This is a genomic window from Streptomyces phytophilus, from assembly GCF_013870535.1.
GTDB lineage: Bacteria > Actinomycetota > Actinomycetes > Streptomycetales > Streptomycetaceae > Streptomyces > Streptomyces phytophilus.
In genome coordinates, this window is record NZ_JACBXC010000470.1 from 1 (window position 1) to 4,311 (window position 4,311).

Sequence of the window (4,311 nt, forward strand, 5' to 3'; positions counted from 1 at the left end):
ACCGCCCCGCCGCCGTCCCCGCCGCCGCCTCCGGCTCCGTACCCGAAGACCTCCGCGACCCCCGCGACCTCGGCGCCCACGTCTTCCGCGGCCGGGCCTTCGACACCTGCCACACCCCCTCCCGCGCCGCCATGTCCGCCTGGCGCGCCTCCCCCTACCGCGCCGTCGGCGTCTACTTCGCCGGCCGCGGCCGCGCCTGCGCCGAGCAGCCGCACCTCACCGCCTCCTGGCTCCGCGACGTCCACCGCATGGGCTGGCGCGTCCTCCCCCTCTACGTCGGCTCCCAGTCCCCCTGCGTCACCGCCGGCAACAAGCACCACGTACGCATCGACTCCGCCCGCCCCCGCGGCCAGGGCCGCGCCGAGGCCCGCGACGCCGTGCGCAGCGCCCGCGCGCTCGGCATGGTCGCGCGCAGCGCGGTCTACCTCGACATCGAGCACTTCCGCGGCTCCGCCGCCTGCGAGCGCACGACGCTCGCGTACATCCGCGCGTGGAACGAGGAGGTGCGCCGCCTCGGCTGGTTCCCCGGGCTCTACAGCAGCGCGAACTCGGGGATCCGCGCGATCGAGCAGGCCCGCCGCGCCGGACGGGACGGCATGCCGTCCGCGATCTGGGTGGCCCGCTGGCGCACCAGGCCGTCGCTGTACGGTGAGCCGCACGTCGACCCCGCCGCCTGGCGGCCGCACCGCCGGCTCCACCAGTACGCGGGCATGGTCGAGGAGCGGCACGGCGGCAAGCGGATCGTCGTCGACCGCAACGTCGTGGACGCGCCGGTCGCGATCATGGGACCCCGGACGTAGTACCCCGAAGGGTCGGCCGGCCGCCCCTCCACCTACGGGAGGTCCGGTCGGCTCGGCACCTACTCCCTCGGGTGGAGCCAGCATCGCGACCTCCGGCCGATCCGCCGACCCGGGTACCGCTCCTAGCGTGGAGCCATGTCCACAGCCAGCACCACCGACGCCCCCGTGGCGGCGGCCACCGCGCGACCGCCCCTTCCGACCTTCGCGGCGTACGTGCACCTGCGGGGGCCGGTGCTGCTGCGCACCGCGCGCTCCCTGACCACCAGCCCGTGGGACGCCGAGGACCTGCTGCAGACCGCGCTGGCGCAGACGTACCTGGCCTGGGACCGGATCGAGGACCCGCGCGCCGTCGACGGCTACGTACGCCGCGCGCTGCTCAACACCCGCACCTCGCAGTGGCGCAAGCGCCGCGTCGACGAGTACGCAGCGGGCGACGACCTCCCCGAGCCCGCCCCCGTGCCGGGCCCCGACCCGGCGGAGCACCAGGCGATGCGCGACGCGCTGTGGCGCGCGGTGCTGCGGCTGCCGGAGCGGCAGCGGGCGATGGTGGTGCTGCGGTACTACGAGGACCTGAGCGAGGCGCAGACCGCGGCCGTGCTGGGGGTGTCGGTCGGGACGGTGAAGAGCGCGGTCTCGCGGGCGCTGGCGAAGCTCCGGGAGGACACCGGGCTGGGGGAGATGGCGCAGGCGGCCTAGGGGTCGCGCGGCTTGCGCGCCCTGCCCGAGCGGGTCGTCCGCAGGTCTTCCCGACGTCTTCCCGACGTCTTCCCGACGTCCTCCCCAGGTCTTGCCCCACGGCTTCCGCGGCGCTTTTCACGGGTGCGCGGGGGCGTGCAGACAGCCCCTCCCGAGGTAGTGACAAGGGGCCCGGTCACCAGCAGAATCAGCGCCACCGTCTACTGGCGCGTAGCCGCTGCGTGTCTCTGCGTGTCTGACCCCCGGGAGGCCCTCCGTGCTGAGCACGATGCAGGACGTACCGCTGACCATCTCGCGGATCGTGACCCACGGTTCGACCGTCCACGGCTCCGCGCGGGTCCTCACCTGGACCGGATCCGGCGAGCCGCCGCGGACCAGGACCTACGCCGAAGTCGGCGCCCGCGCCGCGCAGCTCGCGCACGCGCTCCGCGACGAGCTGGGCGTACGGCAGCAGGAGCCCGTCGGCACCCTCATGTGGAACAACGCCGAGCACCTGGAGGCGTACCTCGCGCTGCCCGCCATGGGCTCCGTACTCCACACCCTCAACCTGCGGCTCGACCCGCGCCAGCTCGTCTGGATCGTCAACCACGCCCGCGACCGCGTCATCCTCACCAACGGCACCCTCCTCCCCCTCCTCGCCCCGCTGCTGCCGCAGCTGCCCGCGGTCGAGCACATCGTCGTCGCCGGCCCCGGCGACCGCGCGCTCCTCGACGGCACCCGTGCCGCGATCCACGACTACGACGAACTCCTCGCCGGCCGCCCCGAGTCGTACGACTGGGCCGTCCTCGACGAACGCGAGGCCGCCGCCCTCTGCTACACCTCCGGCACCACCGGCGACCCCAAGGGCACCCTCTACAGCCACCGCTCCGTCTACCTGCACTCCCTCGGCGTGCTGGCCGCCGAGTCCTTCGGCATCACCGTCCACGACCTCGCGCTGCCGATCGTGCCGATGTTCCACGTCAACGCCTGGGGACTGCCGCACGCCGCCTTCATGGCCGGTACGTCCCTGCTGATGCCCGACCGCTTCCTCCAGCCCGGCCCGATCGCCGAGATGATGGAGACCTGCCGGCCCACCATCAGCGGCGCCGTCCCCACCATCTGGCAGGCCCTCCTCAACGAACTCGACGCCCACCCCCGCGACGTCTCCTCCCTGCGCACCGCCATCATCGGCGGCTCCGCCTGCCCGGCCCAGCTCATGCAGGGCTTCCAGGAGCGGCACGGCATCCGCGTCGTCCAGGCGTGGGGCATGACGGAGACCTCGCCGCTGGGCTGCATCGCGCACCCGCCGCCGGGGCTCGAACCGGCGGAGGAGTACCCGTACCGGCTGAAGCAGGGGCGCTTCCCCGCGACCGTGGAGGCGCGGCTGCGCGGCCCGGACGGGAACCTGCTGCCGAAGGACGGGGAGTCGGCGGGGGAGCTGGAGGTACGCGGGCCGTGGATCACGGGCGCGTACTACGGCGGCGCGGACGGGGAGCCGTTCCGGCCGGACGACAAGTTCAGCGAGGACGGCTGGCTGCGCACCGGCGACGTCGGCACGGTCACGGCCGACGGCTATCTGACGCTGACGGACCGGTCGAAGGACGTCATCAAGTCGGGCGGCGAGTGGATCTCGTCGATGGAGCTGGAGAACCACCTGATGGCCCACCCCGACGTCGCGGAGGCGGCGGTCATCGCCGTACCGGACGAGAAGTGGGAGGAACGGCCGCTGGCGGCGGTGGTGGTGCGGGAGGGGGCGGAGGTGTCGTACGAGGAGCTGCGGCTGTATCTGGGGGAGCGGATCGCGAAGTGGCAGCTGCCGGAGCGGTGGGCGCAGATCGGGGAGGTGCCGAAGACGAGCGTGGGGAAGTTCGACAAGAAGGTGCTGCGGAGGCGGTACGCGGACGGGGAGCTGACGGTGACGCGGCTGTGACCCGCAGGTGAAGACGCGGCACGGCGTGCGGGCCCGGTCGTGGCTCTGGCGCCGTGCCGTCTCCGCAGTGTCGTTTCTGCCGGGTCGTTCCCGGCGATTTCGTCTCCGCCGTGCCCGCTTACGCCATGCCGCGTACGCCGTGTGGAGTGAGCTGTGCCGCTTACGTCGTGCCGATCTTGGCCAGCAGGTCGACGATCCGGTTCTGCACCTCCGCGCTCGTCGACCGCTCCGCCAGGAACAGCACCGTCTCCCCCGAGCGCAGCCGCGGCAGTTCGGCGCGGTTGATGTCCACGGCCGTGTACACCACCATCGGCATCCGGTTGAGCATCCCGTTCGCGTTCAGCCAGTCCACGATGCCCGTACGCCGGCGGCGGATCCGCATCAGGTCCATCACGACCAGGTTCGGCCGGAAGCGCGTCGCCAGGTCCACCGCCGCCTCGTCCGACGTGGCGTGCATGACCTGCATCCCGCGCCGCTCCAGCGTCGCCGCCAGCGCGTCCGCGATGTCGGGGTTCTCCTCGAAGAGGAGCACGCGGGGCGGGTGCTGCTCGCTGTCGCGCGGCGCCAGCGCCTTCAGCAGCACCGCCGGGTCCGCCCCGTACGCCGCCTCCCGCGTCGCCTGCCCGAGCCCGGCCGTCACCAGCACCGGTACGGACGCCGCCACCGCCGCCTTCCGCAGCGACTGGAGCGCGGTGCGGGTGATCGGGCCGGTCAGCGGGTCCACGAAGAGACCTGCGGGGGAGACGGAGATCTGCGCGTCCAGCTCCTCGCGGGAGTGGACCACGACGGGGCGGTAGTTGCGCGCGGTCAGCGCCTGCTGCGTCGCGGCGTCGGGCTCGGGCCAGACGAGCAGCCGGCGCGGGTTGTCCAGCGGCTCGGGCGGCATCTCGTCGTCGAGCCGCAGCG

3 protein-coding genes and 1 pseudogene are annotated in these 4,311 nt (G+C 73.5%); 3 read left to right on the forward strand and 1 reads right to left on the reverse strand.

What is annotated here, in order from left to right; all coding sequences use genetic code 11:
* The 3 genes from H5J30_RS19420 to H5J30_RS19430 form a co-directional block, all read left to right on the forward strand.
* Positions 1 to 800 (forward strand): glycoside hydrolase domain-containing protein (locus H5J30_RS19420; protein ID WP_181788684.1); only part of this gene is annotated, 800 nt, incomplete at its 5' end.
* Between the two features lie 135 nt (positions 801 to 935).
* The gene (locus tag H5J30_RS19425) at positions 936 to 1,496 is read left to right on the forward strand and encodes a SigE family RNA polymerase sigma factor (protein WP_181788685.1); all 561 of its coding nucleotides are present in this window, start codon (positions 936 to 938) and stop codon (positions 1,494 to 1,496) included.
* Between the two features lie 256 nt (positions 1,497 to 1,752).
* On the forward strand, positions 1,753 to 3,405 hold the full coding sequence (locus H5J30_RS19430) for a long-chain fatty acid--CoA ligase (RefSeq protein WP_181788686.1): 1,653 nt from the start codon (positions 1,753 to 1,755) through the stop codon (positions 3,403 to 3,405).
* 160 nt (positions 3,406 to 3,565) lie between these two features.
* Here H5J30_RS19430 and H5J30_RS19435 read toward each other — a convergent pair.
* A pseudogene (locus H5J30_RS19435) lies at positions 3,566 to 4,311 on the reverse strand (PAS domain-containing protein); the annotation flags it as partial.